Source organism: Bacillota bacterium (assembly GCA_040754675.1).
Lineage (GTDB): Bacteria > Bacillota > Limnochordia > Limnochordales > Geochordaceae > Geochorda.
Genome location: JBFMCJ010000355.1, coordinates 1 through 4,368, shown reverse-complemented (window position 1 = coordinate 4,368; position 4,368 = coordinate 1). Strand labels below are relative to the sequence as shown.

Annotated in this window: 3 protein-coding genes; 1 reads left to right on the top strand and 2 read right to left on the bottom strand. The window is 60.9% G+C overall.

All coding sequences use genetic code 11. From position 1 onward, the window contains the following. The coding region (locus AB1609_16675) for a hypothetical protein (GenBank protein ID MEW6048082.1) at positions 1–740 on the top strand (740 nt) is incomplete at its 5' end. Positions 741–760: 20 nt separating this feature from the next. Here AB1609_16675 and brxL read toward each other — a convergent pair. Both brxL and AB1609_16665 read right to left on the bottom strand, forming a co-directional pair. Then, the gene (gene brxL, locus AB1609_16670) at positions 761–2,797 is read right to left on the bottom strand and encodes a protease Lon-related BREX system protein BrxL (protein ID MEW6048081.1); all 2,037 of its coding nucleotides are present in this window, start codon (positions 2,795–2,797) and stop codon (positions 761–763) included. 33 nt (positions 2,798–2,830) lie between these two features. Further along, positions 2,831–4,368 (bottom strand): PglZ domain-containing protein (locus AB1609_16665; protein MEW6048080.1); only part of this gene is annotated, 1,538 nt, incomplete at its 5' end.

Below are 4,368 nucleotides of genomic sequence, written 5' to 3'. Positions count from 1 at the left end.
ATTCCACCCCACCTCCCGGATTGACCTCGTCAAGGAGTGAGAACATCTACCTCCTGCCGACGGACGAGCTAAAGTTGCTGTGGGTGCTGAACGTCGCATTACGCGAATGCCCCGATCCGTACTTGACGGCAGTGCAAATCGAGCAGATTCTGGCTGACCAGTATGGGATTCCCCTGTCACGCCAGAAGATAGTTGCTCTCTTGAATCAAATGCGTGATCAGCGGCTTGTACTGCGACGTAAGCAGGACAAAGCGCTGTACCGTATTACAAGGGACGGCGAACAGCAGCTTCTGGCTACAAACGGCGGCGGCGTGATAATGATCGATCCTGCCACCGCCTTCTCGGACCTCAGGCGGGTCGACACCATTCTGCGGTCGCTGATTGGCACGGTTCGCTTATGCGACCCTTACGTGGACACGCATACACTCGACGTGTTGCTCGAGATTGATCCCTCCTGCGTTATTCAGCTGCTAACGGTAAACATTCGTGACCAAAGCCGTTTCCGCAGAGATTTGGAAGGGTTCCGCAGACAAGGCCGAAGCCTGGAGGTGAGAATTGCCAGCGCATCTGTACTTCACGACCGGTATATCATCGACGACGCATGTATGCTGCTGATAGGACAAAGCCTTAACGGTCTCGGGAAGAAGCAGGCGTTCGTGGTACGCGTCGGGGACGACATTCGTCGCCAGACCCTCGACTTTTTTCACAAGTTCTGGCGAGAGAGCACAACATTTGCGTAGGGTGCAAGCACCTACGTATATCAGGAAAGAGAGAGGGCCTTTTGGGCGGCGGCCGTGGGGTCCTTGTAGAAGATGGGGTCGACGTGCTCGATTATGTCGGAGGGTACGTCAAGGAGGTGGCGCTTGTTCTCTATGGGGATCAACGCGCGTCTGGCCCCGTTGTCCAGGGCGACACGGAGGGGCTCGGCCAGGGAGCGCACCGGCTTGGGGTTGCCCTGGACGGTCATATCGCCGAGTATCAGCATGGCAGGCAGCACGGGTAGCTTCTTGATGGCGGAGTAAATGGCCAGGAAAAAGGCCACGCCGGCGTCACAACTGACGCGGGTACCGAGGAGGTCGATGCCTTCTACGTACAAGTCGGTGGTGTCCAGTTGGTGACCGATGCCCAACTCCACCTTGTGGCCCTGCATGTAGGAGAAGGCGCGGTTCAGGGCTTCCTTCATGCTGGTGTCCATGCCGCCGGCCACCCTGAGCTTACCAGTGCCAGTAGACGTGCCCACTTCTATGCGGAAGAGGGCCACCCTGCCGTCGTCGCCGACAGAAGCAGCGTAGAGGGAGCCAGGAGCCAGCGGGTCGGGTGAGATCAGGTTCCGCCCGCCTTCTTCGGGCACGCCCACGAAACGTTCCTCCCTCGTTTCCTGGTCGATGAACGAGAAGCTAGTCTGGTGATACTCGAACGGCCCGAGTTTCTTGAGCTGCTCCTTCACCCGCCGTCGGCCCTCGAGGGCCATTTCGAGGTACTCGCGGAGTTCGTCCTTCGTCCATTCGCCGTGCGGGTGCAGGAGCTTAAGGTAGCCAGCCACGGTCTTGCGCACGGCCTTGGCGTCCCGCGCATTGAGGTGGGAGCCCAGGGCGAAGTGGCTGTCTATGGCCTCGGCCAGGTTGTGCTTGCGCAGTTCCTTGAGGGCCTCTGCGAGATAGTCAGAGACGAAGCCGTAGTGATCGGTCAGGAACTCGTTCCGGACCTTGGGGATCTCCCACCCCGGCAGGTAGAAGTGAATGCGGTCCAGGAAGGCCATATCCTCCCGTATGACCTCCGGCAGGGGGGCGAACAGGGTCGAACTGCGCACCATCACCTCTACCGGCTGGTTGGTGTTGCCGAACATAGCCACGCTGGCGCTGGCAGAGAGGGACTCCTTGCCCCTTGCGAAGGAACCGGACTCGCAGTACGTCTTAAGGGTGGTTATGACCTCTTTGGGCATTTTCTCCAGATCGGCAACCTCGTCGAAGGCGATGGCATCCCACAGGCCTACCAGACCCATCTTGCCGCTGGCGATGTTGTAAAAAAGGTTGGCGACCGTGGTGGGCCCGGTAAGCAGGATGACGTAGGGAGAAAGCTCCTGGTAAACGAAGGATTTGCCCGTTGCCCGGGGACCCAGTTCGATGAAGTTGTAGTTTGACTCCACCATGGGGATGAGGCGGGCGAGCAGTAACAGCTTGAGCCGCCGCTCGAAGTGGGTAGGTTCCAGCCCGATGCTGCGGATCACCAGGTCGAGCCACTCATCGGTACCAAATTGGGTCCGGCCCCGCCGGAACTCGTCGAGACGCATCTCCGCCAGCTGTATTGGCTCAAGAGTGTCGATCCAGAAGGGACTGCGCCGCCGGGACACGGTGTCGTCATAGCTGTGGCGTATCTCGACACGAGCCCAGATCCCACCTAGCAGCAGGCGATCATACTGCCTCACGTACTCCTCAGGGATGTGAACGTGTTTGTGCCCGAAATGGACGAGCTCGGCCCAGTATTTGTCGTCCTCGGACACGTAGCGTACCTTAACCTTGTCTATGAAAGAGTGGCGACCCTCCTGCTGGACTCTGGCCTGAGCCTTCATGGCCTCATCGGGGCGCACGTAGTTCTCGGCCACGGTGTCGTTGACCACTTTGAGCCCCAGTTCCAGAGCCACCGGATCATCCGTGGCGCAGTATTTCCCGAGAAGGTACTCCAACACGAAGACCGGAACGTTGGCCCCGACCTTCACCTTGCGGACCAGGTCCTTGCGCACCACCCGGCCGGGGAAAACCTGATTGGCCTTCAGATCCAGCACGTCCGTGGCGACCACCTCACGCCCCTCCCCGCGGCACGGCCCTGATTCTCAGTGAACCAGATCCACCGGGACAGAAGGCAAACTGGCCAACCTCATGCCGGAAAGCGCGTCCAGTACCACGACGTCGGCCAGCCCGGAACGAAGCTCCGTGTCCGTCACCTGAAAAATAAGAGCATTGGGCTCATTGGGCTGGAGCTTTACCTGCCGGGACGCAGGGTCGTAACCCTGGTTGGCTGCGACCAGGACCCCTGCTCTCTTGCCGCCCACGATAAGTTCAGCCGTGAGGGTCAGGGGTTCGGGCACCAGGCTCTCGTAGGTAACCTGCACGCTGAAGATACGGTTAGTGATCTTCCCCGGCGGGAACGCGAGCGCCAGTTGCGGCGCACCCTTCTGTTCACTCGGCGGCGCTTTGGCTTTCACCACAACGGACACCACCGGGATCACCATTTCCTGCAATGTCAGGCCGCCGTGACAGTAGCCGCCGCCCCCCAGGATGAAGACGCCAAGTTCTACGGGAAACGCCAATTCGAGCTCGCCTGCGATCCCCAGTTTAACCGACGGGACCCTCACGAGATCGGCCTCCGTCCTCCCGCCTCTCCCGGCCCAGGACCGCCTACGGAGGCAGACGGTATGCCCGCCCGGCGGATCCACCTTGTTGGCCAGGTCGGCTTCGGGCAGGAAGAGGTAGCCGTGGTCGGCAGCGAAAACCTGACGCTCGAAGCCCACCCGCGCCAGCGCACGCGAAGCCCGCGCCAGATCGTCCAGGATATCGCTCATGTATTTGTGAGCCTGGCGATCATTTCCCCCCTCGCCGAACTCATCCAGCTCTCTAGAGCGCACGACGACCAGGTTCGCCCCTTCAAGCCTGCGCCCCAGTCTGCGGGTCGACAGATCGAGCAGCTCGTCAAGCGTAAGGTCCACCGCGGATGGGTACCGGCTTCGTATCAGTTCTGCCCGCTCAGCAGGGCCCCCAGAAACCCGGCCCCTTACCAGCACCGCAAGCTTCCCGTTCCTGTCAGCCAGCTCCATTCCTTCTTCGGCACCCGGCATGAGAGCTGCCATTCCCACTTCGGTGATTCCGGGGAGGATGCCCAGGTACGGTTCGCACGCTGCTTCGCCATCACGCCCCAGGCGGCCGGCAAGGTCAACCCCCATCTCGTAACGGAGGGCGTCCACGAGGAAGTAAGCCGTCCTCTCTCGATCAAGGTGCGGGCGTACGTGCCGTTCAAACACCATGTGCTGCTGGGGCAGGCGGCTGAGGTCGAAGTCCTCCATTTGCAGCGCCTCACAAAACCCTTCGGCAAGGGCGATGACGGCCTGGGTATACGCCGCGCGCGCGGCCTCCGCGATGCTGCTGATGAAGTCCTCGTCATCGACGTACCGCAGTTGCTGCTCCAGCAGGCGGTAAGCGCTATCAAGCCGATACCAGCCCCCCGCAAGCCGGTTCCGGCTCGAGCCTGCGTAATTGCGGATCCAGTGCTCGACTGGCTTTCCCTTCGAGCACCTGACCTCCTGCCTCACCCGGGAAGCCTCCCGCAGCACTGTTATGGCATAAGTTACAGCGTTCCAGGCCACGTTGCGGACCG